The organism is Acetoanaerobium noterae (genome assembly GCF_900168025.1).
GTDB lineage: Bacteria > Bacillota > Clostridia > Peptostreptococcales > Filifactoraceae > Acetoanaerobium > Acetoanaerobium noterae.
Map to the genome: position 1 here is coordinate 181,124 of NZ_FUYN01000002.1, position 19,257 is coordinate 200,380.

A 19,257-nucleotide genomic window follows, 5' to 3' on the forward strand; every position below is an offset into this window, starting at 1 on the left:
TGTATGTTATGGAAATGAACCTGGAAGACATCATCGCAGAAAAAGACGAAAAAGATCAACGACTTTTGATGGCAGAATTTAGGAATCTAGGAGGCTATGAAACCCTAGGAGAATTTTTTGAGGACCTTGAAGAAATGTCGGAAAAAAATGATCCGAAGGCAATAAGACTCTATAGGTTTGCAGAGTGGTTATCCCACGAAAGCTTATTCTATAGTCTAGTCAATCTACTAGAAGACTTAAAGAGTTCAGTTCATACGGAATATGCAATAAAGGCGATAACTAAAATCCCTAACGAACCTAAAGCTTTATGTGAAGCTGTATCTAAGGTTTTAGACTCTGTACAGAGATTTCAGGAGCCAGGAGTTTTATATCAAGCAGTAGCACTTCTTCACCGTATGGAGATGGTAGATAGCAGTGTGAGAGCTTGTCTTAGAACTCGCAGAAGGATTACTCTAGATGAAAATGTACTAAGAGAAGTGAGCAATAGAATGGAGAACCTTGCTAAGTACGAGGAGGATTTCCATAAAAACAGTGATGTAAGAGCAGATTTTGCATCCAAAGATAAATTTATTGAATTTGCAAATGAATTCATAAACTTTAAAAATACCCTTTAATGGGTATTTTTTTTACCAAAATTAGTTCCCACTAAAAGGGTATAATATGTTATATTAAAAATACTATATGCGAAAGCCTGTGAAGAAAAATGATAGATATATTTGTTTTAGAATTTATGAATAGTATTTCGAATCCTTTATTTGACAATGTCATGCCTTTTATAACAAAGCTAGGAGACAAGGGCCTGATTTGGATTTTATTAGCACTAATAATGCTATATTACAAACAAACAAGGACCTATGGCATCGCTATAATTATGGCTTTGCTGCTCACCTTGGTTTTAGGAGAAGGAATAATAAAAAATATAGTACAAAGAGATAGACCTTTTATAAAGCACAGCTTTGATGTGATTATTAATCATCCTATAAGCTATTCATTTCCTTCTGGACATACAGCTTCATCATTTACCGTTTTAGGAATCTTTTTATTTGGTATAAAGAAATATAGAGTTAGTTGTTTTATTCTAGCCTTTCTAATTGCTTTTTCTAGGCTGTACCTAGGAGTGCATTATTTCACTGATGTACTAGGAGGAGCGGCTCTTGGCTTAGTGGATGCCTATTTAGTGTATAGGCTATATCTTAGAAAAAAACTCCAGACATAAATTCGAAATTTAAGAAAAAGAGAGGAGACAGATTATGGAAAATAATTGTGTTCCAAAGGATAAAAAGTTTGTTCCTGTTATAGAGTCAAAGCTCAGAAAAAAAATAGTAGAGGTTCCAAAGGAAATATATCAAGCAAGTGGGATTAATATTTTTGCCAAACGTATTAAGTCGCTTATGTTTTCTACCGATGTAGCACTTATAAAGAATTCAAATGCAGATGGGGTTATTGCGGTATACCCTTTTACACCTCAGCTATCAATAACTCAGGCTATAATAGAGGTTTCTCCTAGCCCTGTATTTTGCGGAGTAGGAGGAGGGCTTACAACAGGACAGCGCTCTATAGATATTGCTCTTCATGCAGAGCTAAACGGTGCTTTTGGAGTAGTACTTAATGCACCTACACCAAATGCTCTTATTATGGAAATGAAAAAACGTATAGATATACCAATAGTTATAACTGTGGTATCTGAAAAAGAAGATATAGCAGCTCGAATAAAAGCTGGAGTGTCCATATTTAACGTATCTGGAGGAGCTAAAACTGCTTCCATAGTTTCAAAGATAAGAAATGAATTTCCAGAAATGCCAATTATAGCTACGGGAGGACCTACGCCAGAGAGCATACTTGAAACTATAAATGCTGGAGCAAACGCTATAACCTATACTCCACCTAGCAGTGGAGAGCTATTCTCGCAGATTATGGAAAACTACAGAGGGGGACTTAAGTAGGAATGAGAATTCAGATTGAAGATATTCAAAAGGATATGATTATCGACGAGGATGTATATAGTAATCAGGGAAACCTCATAGTAGGCAGGGGTTTCTCTGTTTCCAATGCTATGATACTAAAAAATCTTCTAAGGCAGCATAAGGTGGACAAAGTAAAAGTATTGACTTTATCTGAGGAAGTAGCACAGCCATCACCTCAAGAGAAAATTGAGCAGGAAATAGTGGACTTTAAATTGGAGTTTCACGACACAGTAAGCACTATAGAAAATGAAATTTCAAGCATATTAAGTGGTGAAATTGAGGAAGAAAAATTAAACAATCTTGTGGAGTCCAGTCTTAATATGCAATCAGGAACTACCTTGAATATTTTTCAGATGATGCAAAAGGTAAAGGACAGCGATGATGTTACCTATTCACATTGCTACAGTGTATCATTATCCGCCTATGCTATAGGAAAATGGCTTAAGCTTTCTGAAGAAGAGCTAAAGGAATTGACTTTAAGTGCAATTTTAGCTGATGCTGGCAAGGCCTCAGTTCCAAAGGAAATCCTTATGAAAAAAGGATTTTTGACAGAGCAAGAGCTGAGTGAAATGAAAAAGCACGTTCAGTATTCATATGATATGCTAGACAATTATCCTATAAGCAAAAAGGTTAAGGATGCTATACGCTACCATCATGAGAGAGAAGATGGTTCGGGCTACCCAGAGGGATTAAAAGGGGATAAGATACCTTACTATGCCAAGATTATAGCTATAGCAGACGTGTATACAGCACTGACTTCAAAAAGACCACAAAGAGAGAAGCTCACTCCTTTTGAAGCTCTTAAAATCATGGAAAGAGATTTCATGGATAAGCTAGACGTGACCATACTTACTGAATTCTTGAAGCGAATAGCGGAAAACTACATAGGAAATCCTGTAAAGCTAAATGATGATACGATAGGTGAGATAGTGTTCTTATCTGTACATAAGTTGTCAAGACCAGTTATTAAAACTACTCAGGGCGATAAACTGATAGATTTAGGAAATAAAGAAAACGCTAAATTAGAAATAGTAGAATTTTTATAGAACTTAAAAAGCCTAAATCCAACTAAGTTTCAAATGAAACCATTTAGTGAGATTTAGGCTTTTGCTATTAATTATACTACTTAGAGTAAAACTCTATGATATATGAATCAGTCACCTCTATAGGTACCTGGTCTCGTTTTGGCTCAGCAATTAGCTTTCCAGAAAAATCATTTAGATTTTTCTCTAGATAAGGTAAATTGGTTGTTGTGCTTGTAAAGCTATCTTTGAAAATAGCTATGCTTTTTGATTTTTCTTTTAGAGAAATGGTATCTTCCACTTCTACTTTATAAGATGGTCTGTCTACTTTTTTTCCATTCACTAGGATATGACCATGAACTACCATCTGCCTAGCTTGCCTTAAGGTAGATGCAAAGCCCAGTCTATATGTCATATTGTCCAGTCTTTGCTCTAGTCTTTGAACTAGCTTTTCACCAGAGTTTCCCTTTGAATGCATAGCAGCTTCCACATAGATTTTAAATTGTTTTTCCAGTACGCCATAATAGGCTTTTAGTTTTTGTTTTTCTCTTAGCTGTTTTCCATATTCTGATATTTTCTTTTGTGGCTTTACCCCTCTATTTAACGCTTTAGGGTGATCAAATACATTTACGCCCAGACTTCTTGCCACTTTAAATCTAGGTCCCATTGGTCTTGCCAATATGTTTCCTCCTCAAAAATACTAAACATAATAAAATTACGTCCAGCAGCCGATTATTATTATACGATAAAATCTAAGAGATGTAAACGATAATTTAAATCAATTGATATATAGATTCGAATAAATAATTAATAATGCTATAGCTTTAGTAAAGGATATAGCTGTAAGAGAGCCTCTTAAAAGCCGTATAAGATTTACTATAAAAACTTTAGTTTTGTGAAAGGGATTGAGTTTTATAAAAATAAGAGGATAATATAATTAAGAGGTATTAAGAAAAACTAGAAGCTAAGATACTGGTTTTCAAATTAATAGCTATGATATAATAATATATTGCATTTTAAATTAAATTTATTAAGTATAAAATAAAGGATGATATTATGAAAAAAAGAGTTGTTTTAGGTATGAGCGGAGGAGTAGATTCCTCTGTATCAGCAGTAATTTTAAAAGAAGCTGGCTACGATGTAGTCGGTATTTTTATGAAAAATTGGGATGAAAAGGATGAAGATGGAGTTTGTACAGCTACAGAGGATTATGAAGATGTAAGAAGAGTTGCAGACCAGCTTGGAATCCCATATTATACAGTGAATTTTGAAAAGGAATACTGGGATAGAGTGTTCAGCTATTTTCTGGATGAATACAATAAAGGAAGAACACCAAATCCAGATGTAATGTGCAATCAAGAGATTAAATTTAATGCATTTTTAGATTACGCGCTTAAGCTTGACGCTGATTACATAGCTATGGGACATTACGCTAGAGTAGAAGAAAGAGATGGTAAATTTTACTTGCTAAGAGGCGTTGATAATAATAAAGACCAGACCTATTTCTTGTCTAGAATAGGCCAAAAAGCTCTTTCTAAATCACTTTTTCCAATAGGCGAACTTGAAAAATCTAAAGTGAGAGAAATAGCTGAAAAAAATGAGCTTTACACTGCAAAGAAAAAAGACTCTACAGGAGTTTGCTTTATAGGTGAGCGTGATTTTGATGCCTTCCTTGACAAATACCTGCTTTCGAAAAAAGGCGATATGATAAATGTAGATACAGGCAAAAAGATATCCCAGCATCATGGACTTTACCACTACACGCTAGGACAAAGAAAAGGCATAGGAATAGGTGGAGTAGGAAGCGGAGAGCCATGGTTTGTAGTTGGAAAGGATCTTAAGAAGAATCTTCTATATGTAGCTCAAGGAGAGCAGCATGAGGCGCTTTATTCTACTTCCTTAATAGGAGAAGCTCCAGCGTGGACTTTAGATGAGGAGCCAGTATTTCCAATTCACTGCACTGCAAAATTCAGATACAGACAGCAAGATATTCCTGTTACTGTACACAAGATGGAAGATGGAAACCTTCATATAGTGTATGACAATCCAGTAAAAGCAGTTACTCCAGGACAGGTAGCTGTACTTTATGATGCAGATATCTGTTTAGGAAGCAGTATTATAAAATCCATAGAGCCTGTAAATAATAAGTATAAATATCTTAACCCGACATTTTAGACAAAAAGCTTTATTAAAATACATGCAAAGGACAGACTTGATAAAAAGTCTATGAGGTAGTCAAAATGGACAAAGAGACAAAAAGCTATTTAAAGATTGCCCTAGCAGGCAGTTTATGGGGCATGATTGGTATTTTCGTTCAGACACTTAGAGGATTTGGATTAAGTGCAGAATTTGTAGCATTTTCTAGAGTTTTTCTGGGATTTGCTTTGCTTGCAGTATGGTTTTTAATAAAAGATCCGAGCATTTTAAAAATAGACCTAAAAGGACTGATTTCTGCTTGCGTTATAGGTGTGATTTCGCAGGGATTATTTAATCTTACTTATTTTGCGTCTATTCAAAGAGTAGGAACCTTTACAGCGGTAGTTTTGCTTTATTTTTCACCTGTGTTTATGTTTTTGCTAGGAACCTTTATGTACAAGGAAAAAGCTGATAAAAGAAAAATAATTTCAGTGCTGATATGTTTTGCAGGCTGTATATTTGGAGTAACTGGTGGAGACTTTTCAGCACTGAAAGCAGATTTTCCTGGAATAGCTCTAGGACTTATTGCATCTCTTAGCTATTCACTTATGCCAGCACTTAGCAAGAAAACAGCATCCTCGTATAATCCTTTTACTATTATAATCTACAGCTTTATGTTTGGAAGCCTTATGCTGCTTCCATTTGCAAAGCCGATGAACGAGCTATATATGCTTCAAGATTTAAGACTTGTAGTATTGCTTATAGCCTTTAGTATATTTGTAGCAGCTATGCCTTACTGCCTTTACATACCGTCACTTCACAATGTACAGGTTTCAAAGCTAGGAGTTATTGCATCTGTTGAGCTAATAGTATCGATTGCAATAGCTGCAGTATTCTTAAAAGAACCTGTAAGACTGGGCAATCTTATAGGTGTAGCCATAATACTGGTGTCTATAGGAGCAATGAACAAGCCACCTGTGAAGATGATTAAGAGAGAAATATCACAGTAGATGAGAGAATAATTTCGCAATTATATATTAAGCCTTGATAAAAATCACAGACGAATCAGCTTAATTTCTTTACTGTGAATATATTAAGGTTCAAAGTCCAATCGCCTATTAACCTGATTGGACTTAATTATTTAATACGAGATTATCAAATCATCTGGAGGGTAATAAATGAAAATAGCTATATTAGTAAATGAAGATACTATGAAAAGATGTACAGGAAAAGGTTGCTTCAATGCGTTTTTCAATAGGCTTGATTCGTTTTCAGACTATGGACCAGAGGCTCAGATTCTAGGCTTTACTCATGTGGGCGGAGATTTGGAGCATAAAATAGAAAAATTAAAGAAAAATAAAGTTGAAGCAGTTCATCTTTCGAGTTGTCTTAGAAGACGCTACTCAGGATATCAGGAGCTTTTAGAAAGGCTCTCAAAGGACTTTGAAGTTAAAGGCTATACTCATGGAAGAGCGATATTGGATTAATATCTTAGGAAGGAAGATGATTATGGGTTTATTTTCTTCAGGGCAAAAGCAAGTAAAAGAACATAGCACTATAGAGCAAAAAGCTGATATAGGTGCGATTAAAGAGGTACTTAGAAGAATATCCATTGGAGAGCTGTGCAAAGTATCGGCAGATGAGATTAAGGACAAAGAGATTGCTGAGCTTTTGAACACTATTATGAGCAGAAATATATCGAAAAAAGATGAGATTCTACATCTTAACTCAATATTAAATGAAGTAGTAAAGATGGTAGAAGTAAAAACCATGGTCGAAGGTATAGAAACTCAGTCAGACACCCTTCAGTCTATGTCAGCTAGCAGTGAGCAGCTTTCAGCTTCTGTTGAGGATGTAGCCCAGATGACTCTTAAGGCATCAGAAATGGCGTCAGAGCTTTATGATACCTCACAAAAAGGCTCTGAAAATATATCAAAGGCAATGGATTTTGTAAAAACTTCATTCGAAGATATTGAATCAGTAAACCTAATGATGAGCGAAGTAAAGAAGAAAACAGAAACGATAAATCAAATAGTAGATATAGTAAAGGGAATAGCAGATCAGACGAACCTTTTAGCTCTAAACGCAGCTATAGAAGCAGCTAGAGCAGGAGAATCAGGAAGAGGATTCGCAGTAGTTGCTGATGAGGTTAGAAAGCTTGCAGAGCATACTAAAAACTCTGTAGATGATATCCAAAAAAATGTTGGAGAGCTTCAGGTATCTATAGATTCTTCTGTTGTAAGTATAAATAATACTACAGCGCAGCTTCATTCAGGCTCAAAGCTAGTAGATGAATCTCTAGAATCCATGGGGCAAATAGGCTCAGCTGTTGGAAACTTAAGTGATATAGTGACTCAAGTTGCTGCCAATACTCAGGAGCAAACAGCGGCTATTGATACCTTTGCAAGTGGGACTAGCGAAATAGCAGGGCGTTCTGATGACATAGTGAATAGCTGTAATCAGGTAGGGGAAAAAATCTTTGAAGTTAGTAAGGATATAGACAAGCTTAGGATTGAAATGGTTGCAGAAAGTTCATGTCTAGACAATAGAGAAAAGATAGAAATCTACAAGGTAGACCACTTGATTTGGAGATGGAAGGTATATAACATGATTCTTCACTATGAGGTGGTGGATAAAGAAAAAGTAGCAAGCTACAAAGGATGCAGGCTAGGTCAATGGTATTATGGTATAGAATGCAAGGATTTAGAACACATTTCTGCCTTTAAATCTCTAGAAAAGCCACATATAGCTTTGCATGAAGCTGCTTCAAAGGCTGCGGATGCATATACTAGAGGAGATCTAAAGCTTGCAAATAATTATCTAGAGGAAATGGATAAGCACTCAGCCGAGGTGTTTAGATATTTAGACGAAATAAAAAAATCTATATAAGCAATTAAAAAACCCTCCTTGAAGCTTAAGCTGATTCTTAAACTTCAAGGAGGGTTTGATTATTTATTAGCTTAGAATTTATTTATGCTAGATACGCTTTAATCATCCATAAATTCTTTTCATAGCCAGCTAGCATTCCTGTCAGCATATCTTCTGTTACAGGGTCATCTGCTTCTCCAGCTATATCAATACCGTTTTTAAGAGATTCTATTACATACTCATAATCCTTTTGAAGAGCAGATAGCACTTCGTCTGGGCTTATGCCTTTGCTTTCAACTTCCTTAATTTTTGCATTTGCTAGATAGTCCTTCATAGTTGCAAATGGACGCTCACCTAACTGTAGGATTCTTTCAGCAACTTCATCAAGCTCTCCTGCTACGCCATCATATAGCTCCTCTAGTTTTGCATGTAGCTGGAAGAAACCTCTTCCTTCTACGTTCCAGTGATAGTTGTGAAGCTTAGTATACATAACGTGAAGATCTGATAGATGAACATTTAGAAACTGAGTTACAGTGTTAGCGTTTTTCTTGTTAGCCATAATAAAATTCCTCCTTAAAATTATATAAAATTTATTTTTATCATATTAATTAGTTTACCCAAAAATGATTTAATTAAACTAAATTGTAATCATTTCAAAGTTGTCTATAATACAATTATAGCCAATTAAAATAAGTTTAAACATCTTTTTAAAAAAATTTTTTTGAATAAGTTTTTTTGTGGTATATAATATTTATGAGGATTGTTAAAAGCCAACAATTTCAAAACAGATTCAAAACAGACAATTTAGAACTAATCCGGTTGTAAACATAAATATAAGGAGGGCACAATGGAATTTAAATTTGCACATAACAATATAAACGTACTAGATTTAGAAAAAAGCATGGCTTTTTATGAAAAAGCACTAGGGCTTAAAGAAGTAAGAAGAAAGGAAGCTTCTGACGGAAGCTTTATACTCGTATATCTAGGAGATGGAAGCTCAGCTCATCAGCTAGAGCTTACTTGGCTTAGAGACTGGGACAGACCTTATAATCTTGGAGACAATGAGTTTCATATAGCCTTTACTGTGGATGATTATGAAAAGGCTCATGAGCATCACAAGCAGATGGACTGCATAGTATTTGAAAATCCATCAATGGGTATTTATTTTATAGCAGACCCAGACAATTATTGGCTAGAGATATTGCCTCAAAACAGATAAGAGATAAATCAATAGGGTAAAATACCAGGGTGTCCTCATATAAAAATATGGGGGCACTCTTTTGAATTCAAAAAAACTTAGCAAGCCAGTTTAGAAATGAAAAAATAGGCAATAATTAGGATAGAAAGTGAGGCGATTTCATGCTTTGTCAAAATTGTAAGCAAAACGAAGCATCTATTTCATATATGCAGGTTATAAATGGTGCAGTTACAAAGGTATCGCTGTGTGAAGACTGTGCAAAGGAGAAAAAAATAAAGCCTATAGATATAAATATACCTTTTTCAGTCAAGGATTTGTTTGCAAGTCTAATGGATATGGACAAGAGCAGTACCTATGAGGCTGAAAAAGAAAAGGCCTGCCCAAAATGCCGCTCTACCTACAGCAGATTTCAATCTCTTGGAAAAGTGGGCTGTGAAGCTTGCTATGAAACCTTTAAGGATGAGCTGAGTCCTCTAATAAGAAGAGTGCAAATAAAAGGAGAGCATATAGGAAAAATACCTGAGCATGCGGCCTTTGACATAAAGCGAAAAAGAGAAATCACTAAGCTCAAAACGGAGCTCTCTCATGCTATACAGGCAGAAGAATTTGAAAAAGCAGCTGAGCTAAGAGATAAAATCAAGCTCCTTGAGAAAGAGGTGGGATAATGAACGAAAATGTAGAAGCAAGCAAGCTTGAGGACATGAGAAAAAGCATAGTTGTGAGCTCTAGAGTAAGACTAGCTAGAAATTTGGAGGACTATAATTTTCCAAATAAATTAGAAACAAACGAAGCAAAGGACATTATCTCAAAGGTGAAAAAAAGCCTGGATGGCTATGATATAAACTTTGACGCTGTAATAATGGCTGAGGCAGATATGCTTTACAAGGAATATCTGCTTGAAAATCATTTGATAAGCAAGGAAATGTCAGAAGAAGCAAAAGGAGCAGTATTTATAAATGAGCAAAATACCCTGTCGATAATGGTAAATGAAGAAGACCATCTGAGAATTCAAGCTCTTCTTCCAGGACTCCATATGGATAATGCTTATGAGATGTGCGATAAACTGGATGATTTACTGGAAAAAAACTTAAGATACGCATTTAGGGAGAACCTAGGGTATTTGACTTCTTGTCCTACAAATCTAGGCACAGGAATGAGAGCCTCTGTAATGGTTCATCTGCCAGCGCTAGTTGAGATGGGCTTTATAACTCCAATACTTGAAAATGCTACTCAGATAGGCCTTGCAGTTAGAGGGCTTTATGGAGAGGGAACAAAGTTTATAGGTTCGCTTTTTCAGGTTTCAAATCAGCTTACTTTAGGCTTCAAGGAAGAAGAAATAGTAAACAGCATCATGGGTATAACTAGGCAAATAATTGAAAAGGAAATAGAGGCAGAACGAATATTAGTTTCAAAGCTGGGTATAGGATTACAAGACAGAATTTCTAGATGCCTTGGGATATTAGCGACTAGCAGGGTCATGAAGATAAATGAATCTATGAACTATCTTTCTAAAATCAAGCTAGGAATACGATTAGGCTGGATTACAGGAATATCAGATGAAGAAATAAACAGACTCATGATAAAGGTACAGCCAGGAAATCAAATCATAGATTACAAAGCAAAAAGCCAAGAACAAATAGATACAGGTAGAGCAAATCTGCTCAGGACGATTTTTAAAGATGTTGACTTTGTAGGATAAGGAGGATTACAAAAATGATGGAAAATTTTACAGAAAGAGCAAAGCAAGCCATAGAGCTTGCAAAGAGGGAAGCTAGCAAGCTAGGCCATAATATTGCTGGCAGTGAGCATATTCTTTTAGGACTGATGGCTGAAGGTCAAGGAATAGCTTATCAAGTACTATATAAATTTGGTCTTACCTTAGAATCGCTAGTAAGAGAAATAATAGATTTAGAGGGTATTGGACTTCCAAATACTCATTTTCAAGGCTTTAGCCCTAGAACCAAGGGGATTTTTGAGCTGAGTATAATGGAAGCAAAGATGCTAGGCCATAGCTATATAGGTACTGAGCATTTACTTCTAGCCTTACTAAAGGAAAAAGAGTGCATAGGATGCAGGCTTCTTATGGAAAAAGGTATAGACTATAATCTGGTATTTAAAGAGATTATAAATCTTCTTGGAGGAAGCAGTGCAGGCAAAGAGCCTAATCAAGCTGGAAATACAAGCTCTATGAATAGCCAAAATCCAAATACACCAACACTTAATCAGTACGGTGTGGATTTGACCAAAGAAGCTGACGAAAACAGACTTGACCCTGTAATAGGTAGAAGCAAGGAAATAGAAAGAATAATTCAAATCCTAAGCAGAAGAACTAAAAACAACCCTGTGCTTATAGGCGACCCTGGTGTAGGAAAGACAGCTATAATAGAAGGGCTAGCTCAAAAAATAAACTCAGGAGATATACCATCTACTCTTAAAAATAAGCGTATTATGACTCTAGAGATGGGGACTCTTTTGGCAGGAGCTAAGTACAGAGGAGAGTTTGAAGAGAGAGTTAAAAAAATAGTCGAGGAATTGAAAGCAAACAAAGATGTGATTATATTTATAGATGAAATCCATAATTTAGCAGGAGCTGGTGGAGCTGAAGGCGCTATAGATGCATCAAATATCATGAAGCCTGCACTAGCTAGAGGAGAAATCCAGGTTATGGGAGCTACTACTATAGATGAATACAGAAAGCATATAGAAAAGGATTCTGCTCTAGAGAGAAGATTCCAGACAGTAATGGTAGATGAGCCTAACACTGAGGATTCTATAAAAATACTTCACGGCCTTAGAGATAGATATGAAGCTCACCATAAGGTAAAGATTACTGATGAAGCAATAAAGGCGGCCGTTGATTTATCACATAGATATATCACAGATAGATTTTTGCCTGACAAAGCTATAGATTTAATAGATGAAGCGGCTTCTAGAGTAATGCTTAGAAAATATATGGAGCCTGATAATATCAAGGAGCTAGAGGATAAACTATCTAAGCTTTCTATGGAAAAAGAAGAAGCAATAGCTACTCAGGATTTTGAAAAGGCTGCTAAAATTAGAGATGAAGAAAAGCAAATCAAAGAACAGCTAGGCGAAAATAAAGAGCAGTGGACTAAGAAAAATTATACTAGCACTGAGGTAGTATTAGAAAAGGATATAGCAGAAATAGTATCTTCATGGACAGGTGTTCCAGTTACTAGACTTCAAATGGAAGAATCTACTAAGCTTTTAGATTTAGAAAACATACTTCACAAAAGAGTTATAGGGCAAGAGGAAGCAGTAGAAGCTATATCTAGAGCCATAAGAAGAGCTAGAACAGGTTTGAAGGATCCAAAGAGACCTATAGGCTCATTTATATTCCTAGGACCTACAGGAGTAGGAAAAACTGAGCTTTCAAAGGCTTTAGCAGAAGCAATGTTTGAAGATGAGGATTCTATAGTTAGAATAGATATGAGTGAGTATATGGAAAAGCATTCTGTATCAAAACTCATAGGCTCTCCTCCAGGATATGTAGGCTATGATGAAGGCGGACAGCTTACAGAAAAAATCAGAAGAAAGCCATATTCTGTGGTATTATTTGATGAGATAGAAAAAGCTCATCCAGATGTATTTAATATGCTGCTTCAGATTCTAGACGATGGAAGACTTACAGATTCTAAAGGACGTACTGTCGATTTCAAAAATACAGTGCTCATCATGACTTCAAACGTAGGTGCAACTACTATCCAAAAGCAAAAGACTCTTGGATTTAGCACTGTAACAGATGAGGAAAAGAAAGAAAAAGCGGCTTACGAAAAGATGAAGGACAATGTTATGGTTGAGCTTAAGAGAAGCTTTAAACCAGAGTTTCTAAATCGTGTAGACGATATTATAGTATTCCATGCGCTTACAGATAGAGAGCTTGAAAAAATCGTATATCTAATGATATCAAATCTGGAAAAACGTCTTATGGATAAAAATATTACTATAGAGCTAGATGAGGCTGCAATGAAGCTCATCACTAAAAATGGCTATGATTTAGAGTTTGGAGCAAGACCTCTAAAGAGAGCTATTCAAAGACTGCTTGAAGATGAAATCTCTGAAAAGCTTTTAAGAGGAGAAATAAATGATTCTGACAATATAAAAGTTACAGCAGTGGATGACAAGCTAGATTTCGTAGTAAAGACAAAAACAGTTTAGAATGAAAGGCTAGGGTTAAAATATGGCAAAGGTAAAGACCAAATATATCTGTCAGCAGTGCGGCTATGAATCCGCAAAATGGTGGGGGATCTGTCCAGAGTGCAATAGTGGGGGCTCTATGGTAGAGGAAGCTTATACCCAAAAGGAAACTGCTAGAGCAAAAAAACAAAGCTCACATTTGCAAAAATCTGTGGATTTAAAATCTGTAGAGGGAACTGAGGCTGATAGATTCACTACTCATATTTCTGAATTTGACAGAGTGCTTGGTGGAGGTATAGTAAGAGGCTCTCTTGTTCTTATAGGAGGAGATCCAGGAATAGGAAAGTCCACTTTGCTGCTTCAATTAGCCCACCATATTTCAAAGGAAAAAAAGGTGCTGTATATCTCAGGTGAGGAGTCAGCTCAGCAGATTAAGCTAAGGGCTTCTCGCCTTTTTTCTGGTGATATGAATATGCTCATACTGGCAGAGACGAATCTAGATACTATAGAAGGAGAGATACTTGCAGTTATGCCTGACGTAGTAGTAATAGACTCTGTTCAGACGGTATCATCGCCAGAGCTTACATCTCTTCCAGGAAGTGTTTCTCAGGTTAGAGAAGCAACTGGAAGGCTTATGAATATAGCAAAGGCAAATAACATCAGCTGTTTTCTAGTAGGCCATGTAACAAAAGAAGGAGCTATTGCAGGACCTAGAGTTCTAGAGCATCTAGTGGATACTGTGCTTTATTTTGAAGGCGAGAGATTCAATACCTATAGAATGATAAGAGCTGTAAAAAATCGTTTTGGCTCTACAAATGAGCTTGGAGTTTTTGAAATGACGGATAAAGGCTTGATAGAGGTAAGCAATCCATCCAAAATTCTATTATCTGAGCACAGTGTGGGAGCTCCAGGAACTGCTATAGTTTGTACTATGGAAGGCACAAGACCTATGCTAGTGGAAATCCAAGCTCTTGTTGCTCCAACTACATTTGCAGTGCCTAGAAGAACAGCTACAGGGATTGATTTTAATAGGCTAAACATGCTTCTGGCTGTATTAGAAAGAAGAGCTGGGCTTAGAATTCAGAGTCAGGATGTTTATGTGAATTTGACTGGAGGCATAAAAATTTACGAGCCTTCACTTGATTTAGGGATAGCCTGTGCAGTGGCATCGAGCTTTTCAAACAGAGAAATCAAAAACAATGTGGCATTTTTTGGAGAGATAGGCTTAACAGGTGAGATTCGCTCAGTGAGCTTTGGAGAAAAGCGTATTAATGAAGCCTTAAAGCTTGGATTTGAAGAGGTTATAGTGCCTTATAGCACTGCAAAGGACCTAAAAAATATAAATTCAATTAAGATTACAGGAGTGAAAGATGTAAAGATGGCTCTTGCTGAAGCATTTAAATAAAAGGATTATCAATAATTTAAATATGAATTGTAATAAGCTCTAGAAATCTTCATTTATTTACAATAAAAAAGGTAAAAGTCTAGTTAAAATAGACTTTTACCTAAATTTACATATTATTTTCCTCAGAATTTCCACAGTATTGTAAGTCATTTGTAAATCATAACAGGGTTAATATATTGTAAAATAGTACTGTGAAGATGTTTAAAAAAGACTGAACTTGCCTAGGGTTGTTATTTCGTCATGTTTTTTGCTTAAGATATCGCCAGGGCTTAAATTCAATGTGTTGCACAGTGCAGATATATAAAAAATATGATCGCCTATTTCATGAACTAGCTGTTCTTTGCATCTAGGGCAAAGCTCTCCATCTATATGATTACTTGTAAATTTATCAAGCTCAGAGTAATCCACTTCTGTAGATAGTTGCTGTTTGGAGGCCTTGATACTGATACAGCCACACTCTGTAACGGCTTTTGCTACAGCTCTAGTTGTTCTGGCATCAGTTTCTTGAAGCTTTGTCATTATGTCGAGTATACTTTTATGTCTTATTAGAACCTCTTCAACTTTTTGGGTAAATTCATTTAGCTCCATCTTTTTACCTCCTTGTATTTATATATTATTATACTTAAAGATGCTGTAAAAGGTCAACTGCGAAGATTGGATTAAATTGTGCTATAATGTACTAGGGTCTAGGCAAAAAAATTAGAAAGGTAGGTGAACACATGGTAAAGAAGATTTTAAGAATAATCGTATCTTTAGTTGGAGTAACTATAGGTGCAGCATTTTATATTTATTTGGAACGTATTGTTCCACAATATGCGCCTGAAAGTTTAGTATTAAAAATAGGATTAGCCTCTATTATTTCACTTTCATTCGGACTTATATTTTATTTTTTCTCTCCTTATATCATGAATCTAGGCCAAAAAGCAGCAAACAAAATTGAGAATGAGGTTTCATCAATGCCCACGGGTGAAATTCTAACCTCGAGTATAGGACTTATAATAGGACTTATAATAGCGTATTTTATAAGCGGTTTGGTTATTAATATTCCACTTGTTGGAACTCCTATAGCCACTCTTATTTATATATTCTTCGGATATATAGGCTATAATATAGCAAGCAGAAGAAAAGAGGATTTAGCCAATTTAATAAATGCAGTTAAACCAATTGGGGGCAAAGAAAAAGGTAGCAGCAAGAAAAGCAGTCATGCTATACCACCTAAGATTTTAGATACTAGCGTGGTAATCGATGGAAGAATAGCTGATATTGCTCAAACGGGATTTGTAGAAGGCAAGCTAGTGGTACCGACTTTCGTTTTAGAGGAGCTAAGACATATAGCTGACTCTGCAGATGATTTAAAAAGAGCTAGAGGACGTAGAGGCCTCGATATATTAAACATGATGCAGACAGAGCTTAAGCTAGATGTAGAAATTTGTGAAATGGATTTTGACGATATAGCTGAAGTCGATATGAAGCTTTTAAAATTAGGACAGGTACTAGATGGAAAGGTACTTACAAACGATTATAACCTAAATAAAGTAGCTCAATTTCAAGGCGTAAAGGTTCTAAATATCAATGAGCTGGCAAACTCTATCAAGCCACTTGTAATTCCTGGAGAAGAGATGCTAGTTACTATTGTAAAAGAAGGTAAAGAGCAAAATCAAGGTATAGCATATCTAGATGATGGAACGATGATAGTAGTTGAAGGAGCTAGAAAGCTCATCGGCCAGACTTTCCAAGTTCTTGTTACCTCAGTTCTTCAGACAGCAGCAGGTCGTATGATATTTGCAAAGCCAAAATAAAGTTAACTTAGCCCTCCAATGGTTTTTGGAGGGTTTTTAAGTTTTTGATATGAGGGATAGATATTCCAAGCATTGCCATCCACAAGAAGCCCATCTGAAATATATAGCCGTAATTAATAGCTAGTGCAGTCGATGACATAAGTAGCAGTATTCCTGCTAGCTTTATTCTTTTTGGACTTAGAAAATACTTATCTCTATCAGAGGTAGAGAGGATATTTTTTAAAGTAGATAGTCTAAATGCAAACATAGGTGTGATTAAAGACACCATAAGTATATCTATTATAGAGGTTTCTGTTTTTTCTATAGTATACAGATTCAAAAAAGAAAGCAATGAAATAATAAGCATGAAGCTAGCATAAGGAATATTTCTTTTTTGACCTCCCTTTAGCTTGTAATCAGCAAATATAAATATAGAGGCGCTAAGAGGAAAAATAAAGCTATAAAAAAAATAGAGATACACTGAAAAAAACAAGACGAAAATCAAATCAAAATTTGTGACCATACTTCCTGAGCTTCTAGTTAGAATTCTAGTGAGAAGCAAAAAAAATATTCCTGGCAGTATGAGAACCTCATCTACAAAAATAAATATTATAAAAAGAGGAGCAAGTCCATAAAAAGCTTCCACTTTTGCATCAGGGTCTAGCTCTCTTGCAAAGCACCAGCTAAGATAAAATCCCATAGTTTTTACTAGGCTGTGTTTTACAGCCTCAAGAATACCATTTCCACTATATATACTCCAAATATAAAAGCTTATTAGAGAAGCTATCAAAATGCCTATAAGCCATTTGCTGGATTTTTCTTTTATATCAAAACTTCTGATTAAGCTTGAACGTACTACCATATTATTTCCTCCAAACCTACTACAAATAGCCATTTTAAATAAAATCTAAACCTAATTTTCAAAACTACTGATATATAGTGTATAATACCATTATAAAACAGTTATTTAAATATATTTTGTGAAAAGGAGGTATAAGCTATGTATCAAATTTTAGGCGATGAAGTCTATGACAGCCAGGATATAGCAAAGAAGATTGAGCAGTACACTAGCTTTACAGTAAGAGAAGATATGAGCAAGAGAACAAAGCGCGATGATGCACTTGCATTTAAGCTGAGCATACCAGTGAAAAAATTAGATCCTACAGCAAAGGATTATATTGAGGACGATACAGAAATCAATCATCTAATGGTACTTGCAGACGAGATGAGCAACTCTCAAATGGAAAATTTAGGGCTTAAATTTGCAGTTCAAAAAAGCTATGCCTATACGTACGATGAGGTAAAAAACGAAATCCTCCTTGTAAGCGGAATCATGCATATTTCAAATGGAAGAAGAAAACTTCCTGATGTTATGAAGAGGCTACTTAGCCAAGTCTAGACTCCATCCAACTTTAAATCAAAACATAATATGTTAATTTTTGTTAATTTTGGGTAAAAACTTCTATCAAGAGCGATAGAAGTTTTTTTAGTGGAAAGGAGAAAGTATGAAAGTAGCATTAGGATTAATTACAAAATATATAAATGCCGACATTTCTATTTTAGACTTTGTTAAGAACGCCAATAAATTTGGGCATGAAATCGATGCTCTTATTATCTGCTATTCTCATGGGTATGACAGACCCTTTGTTGAAAAACTAGAAAGAGAATTTCCAAAGACCCATTTAATCAAGGTAAACCATAGCTATGATATGGAAAGAGACCTTAGAAAAAGAGGAATAAGAGCCAAGGATTTTATGCCTCTTATCTATGCAGAAACCTTGGAAAACTATGGACTTTTGCCATATAGCACATATAGAAATACAGTTCTAATCAAAGCAATGCTCTTAGAAATGGACGCATTATTCTTCGTAGATACGGACGTTTATCCCCTGCTTTTAAAACCAAGTCATAGAAAGTCAAATCTTCCAGATTATATATCACTAAAAGATACCAAAGAACTCGAAGACTATGAACTTGAAGAAATTGATTTCTTCGAAAGACATTTTAAATATCTGAATCAAAACGATGTAATGGTCACAACTAGCGACTACTCGGGCTATTACATCATTCCACCTATGGAGTATTCATATCTAGATGAGTATCTAGGAGGACTTCAAAAGGAATCGGCTATAGATTTTGTAAAGAGCTGTAGTGGAACTGGCTGCATAAATTTTGCTTCTAAGGAAGAAAAGCCATATAGCACAGATAAGTTCTTAGGTGGAAATATGGCAATAAAGCTCAAAGCATTTAAGGAGCTTCCGCCATTTTTCTCCACTACCTATATGGCAGGAGATGAGCTTGTACTAACTAGAGGCGAGGATACCCTTATGGGAACATTTGCAAAAAACAATCAGCTAAAAGCTGTGGATATAGATACTTTGATATTTCACAACACCTATTCGGATTTTCCGAAAGTGCCTGACATTGTAAACAGTGTGGCTATAAAGGATAGATTCTATTATGCATCTCTAGGCTGGATAGGCAGGAATCCATTTATGAACTATATAAATGGAAATGACTACAAGGCTCTTTATGAAAAACAAAAAGAATTCCTTGTAAAAAGTAGTGTCCATACAGCTAGATACCTAAAGGACAGAAGGTTTTTGATTATGCCAACTGCAATAGACAGTGCTATGAAAAGCTTTAACAGGGTATTAGATGAATATGAGCTTTCTATGGAAGGCTTTGATCACATCAAAATGAAGCTTATTTAAAAAGGAGGATTCTA

At 35.6% G+C, this 19,257-nt stretch carries 20 protein-coding genes; 16 read left to right on the forward strand and 4 right to left on the reverse strand.

Features of this window, described 5'->3' with window-relative positions:
• Positions 1 to 8 precede the first annotated feature (8 nt).
• The 4 genes from B5X47_RS04515 to B5X47_RS04530 all read left to right on the forward strand — a co-directional run bounded on the left by B5X47_RS04515 (position 9) and on the right by B5X47_RS04530 (position 3,010).
• Positions 9 to 614, forward strand: a complete 606-nt coding sequence (locus tag B5X47_RS04515) for a hypothetical protein (protein WP_143215762.1) — start codon at positions 9 to 11, stop codon at positions 612 to 614.
• An 89-nt stretch (positions 615 to 703) separates the two neighbouring features.
• Positions 704 to 1,216 (forward strand): phosphatase PAP2 family protein, encoded by a 513-nt coding sequence (locus B5X47_RS04520; RefSeq protein WP_079589020.1) that lies wholly within the window; start codon positions 704 to 706, stop codon positions 1,214 to 1,216.
• A 34-nt stretch (positions 1,217 to 1,250) separates the two neighbouring features.
• Positions 1,251 to 1,943, forward strand: coding sequence for a beta/alpha barrel domain-containing protein (locus B5X47_RS04525; RefSeq protein ID WP_079589021.1), 693 nt, complete (start codon positions 1,251 to 1,253; stop codon positions 1,941 to 1,943).
• Positions 1,944 to 1,945: 2 nt separating this feature from the next.
• Positions 1,946 to 3,010: an HD-GYP domain-containing protein gene (locus tag B5X47_RS04530; RefSeq protein WP_079589022.1), complete on the forward strand. Its 1,065-nt coding sequence runs from the start codon at positions 1,946 to 1,948 to the stop codon at positions 3,008 to 3,010.
• Between the two features lie 76 nt (positions 3,011 to 3,086).
• Here B5X47_RS04530 and rpsD read toward each other — a convergent pair whose 3' ends face one another.
• Positions 3,087 to 3,665, reverse strand: coding sequence for a 30S ribosomal protein S4 (gene rpsD / locus B5X47_RS04535; RefSeq protein ID WP_013360375.1), 579 nt, complete (start codon positions 3,663 to 3,665; stop codon positions 3,087 to 3,089).
• 350 nt (positions 3,666 to 4,015) lie between these two features.
• Here rpsD and mnmA point away from each other — a divergent pair, with 350 nt between their 5' ends.
• From mnmA to B5X47_RS04555, 4 genes are all read left to right on the forward strand, one after another.
• Positions 4,016 to 5,161 carry a tRNA 2-thiouridine(34) synthase MnmA gene (mnmA, locus tag B5X47_RS04540; protein ID WP_278278415.1) on the forward strand — a complete coding sequence of 382 codons (1,146 nt, stop codon included), beginning with the start codon at positions 4,016 to 4,018 and terminating at the stop codon, positions 5,159 to 5,161.
• Positions 5,162 to 5,226: 65 nt separating this feature from the next.
• A complete protein-coding gene (locus tag B5X47_RS04545) occupies positions 5,227 to 6,132 on the forward strand; it encodes a DMT family transporter (protein ID WP_079589024.1) in 906 nt (301 codons plus the stop codon).
• 168 nt (positions 6,133 to 6,300) lie between these two features.
• Positions 6,301 to 6,609, forward strand: a complete 309-nt coding sequence (locus tag B5X47_RS04550; protein ID WP_013360378.1) for a CGGC domain-containing protein — start codon at positions 6,301 to 6,303, stop codon at positions 6,607 to 6,609.
• Positions 6,610 to 6,625: 16 nt separating this feature from the next.
• Positions 6,626 to 8,011 (forward strand): methyl-accepting chemotaxis protein, encoded by a 1,386-nt coding sequence (locus tag B5X47_RS04555; protein ID WP_159446398.1) that lies wholly within the window; start codon positions 6,626 to 6,628, stop codon positions 8,009 to 8,011.
• A gap of 82 nt (positions 8,012 to 8,093) precedes the next feature.
• Here B5X47_RS04555 and B5X47_RS04560 read toward each other — a convergent pair whose 3' ends face one another.
• Complete coding sequence (locus B5X47_RS04560; RefSeq protein WP_079589026.1) at positions 8,094 to 8,549, reverse strand: Dps family protein; 456 nt, start codon at positions 8,547 to 8,549, stop codon at positions 8,094 to 8,096.
• Positions 8,550 to 8,837: 288 nt separating this feature from the next.
• On the opposite strand from B5X47_RS04560, the gene B5X47_RS04565 reads away from it, so the two are divergent.
• The 5 genes from B5X47_RS04565 (at position 8,838) to radA (ending at position 14,751) form a co-directional block, all read left to right on the forward strand.
• Positions 8,838 to 9,209 carry a VOC family protein gene (locus tag B5X47_RS04565; protein ID WP_013360380.1) on the forward strand — a complete coding sequence of 124 codons (372 nt, stop codon included), beginning with the start codon at positions 8,838 to 8,840 and terminating at the stop codon, positions 9,207 to 9,209.
• A 140-nt stretch (positions 9,210 to 9,349) separates the two neighbouring features.
• Complete coding sequence (locus B5X47_RS04570; RefSeq protein WP_079589027.1) at positions 9,350 to 9,853, forward strand: UvrB/UvrC motif-containing protein; 504 nt, start codon at positions 9,350 to 9,352, stop codon at positions 9,851 to 9,853.
• Positions 9,853 to 10,887, forward strand: a complete 1,035-nt coding sequence (locus B5X47_RS04575) for a protein arginine kinase (RefSeq protein ID WP_079589028.1) — start codon at positions 9,853 to 9,855, stop codon at positions 10,885 to 10,887. The genes B5X47_RS04570 and B5X47_RS04575 overlap by 1 nt, the downstream gene beginning before the upstream one ends.
• 14 nt (positions 10,888 to 10,901) lie before the next feature.
• Positions 10,902 to 13,367, forward strand: a complete 2,466-nt coding sequence (locus B5X47_RS04580; protein WP_079589029.1) for an ATP-dependent Clp protease ATP-binding subunit — start codon at positions 10,902 to 10,904, stop codon at positions 13,365 to 13,367.
• 22 nt (positions 13,368 to 13,389) lie between these two features.
• Positions 13,390 to 14,751: a DNA repair protein RadA gene (gene radA, locus B5X47_RS04585; protein ID WP_013360384.1), complete on the forward strand. Its 1,362-nt coding sequence runs from the start codon at positions 13,390 to 13,392 to the stop codon at positions 14,749 to 14,751.
• A gap of 201 nt (positions 14,752 to 14,952) precedes the next feature.
• On the opposite strand, the gene B5X47_RS04590 is transcribed toward radA, so the two are convergent.
• The gene (locus tag B5X47_RS04590; RefSeq protein ID WP_013360385.1) at positions 14,953 to 15,339 is read right to left on the reverse strand and encodes a nucleoside triphosphate pyrophosphohydrolase family protein; all 387 of its coding nucleotides are present in this window, start codon (positions 15,337 to 15,339) and stop codon (positions 14,953 to 14,955) included.
• Between the two features lie 131 nt (positions 15,340 to 15,470).
• On the opposite strand from B5X47_RS04590, the gene B5X47_RS04595 reads away from it, so the two are divergent.
• Positions 15,471 to 16,550, forward strand: coding sequence for a PIN/TRAM domain-containing protein (locus B5X47_RS04595; protein WP_013360386.1), 1,080 nt, complete (start codon positions 15,471 to 15,473; stop codon positions 16,548 to 16,550).
• Between the two features lie 7 nt (positions 16,551 to 16,557).
• Here the strand turns inward: B5X47_RS04595 and B5X47_RS04600 are convergent, their stop codons facing one another.
• Complete coding sequence (locus B5X47_RS04600; protein WP_079589030.1) at positions 16,558 to 17,391, reverse strand: hypothetical protein; 834 nt, start codon at positions 17,389 to 17,391, stop codon at positions 16,558 to 16,560.
• A 138-nt stretch (positions 17,392 to 17,529) separates the two neighbouring features.
• On the opposite strand from B5X47_RS04600, the gene B5X47_RS04605 reads away from it, so the two are divergent.
• Both B5X47_RS04605 and B5X47_RS04610 read left to right on the forward strand, forming a co-directional pair.
• A complete protein-coding gene (locus tag B5X47_RS04605) occupies positions 17,530 to 17,928 on the forward strand; it encodes a hypothetical protein (RefSeq protein ID WP_079589031.1) in 399 nt (132 codons plus the stop codon).
• Positions 17,929 to 18,034: 106 nt separating this feature from the next.
• Positions 18,035 to 19,243: a hypothetical protein gene (locus tag B5X47_RS04610; RefSeq protein ID WP_079589032.1), complete on the forward strand. Its 1,209-nt coding sequence runs from the start codon at positions 18,035 to 18,037 to the stop codon at positions 19,241 to 19,243.
• The last annotated feature ends 14 nt before the right edge of the window (positions 19,244 to 19,257 follow it).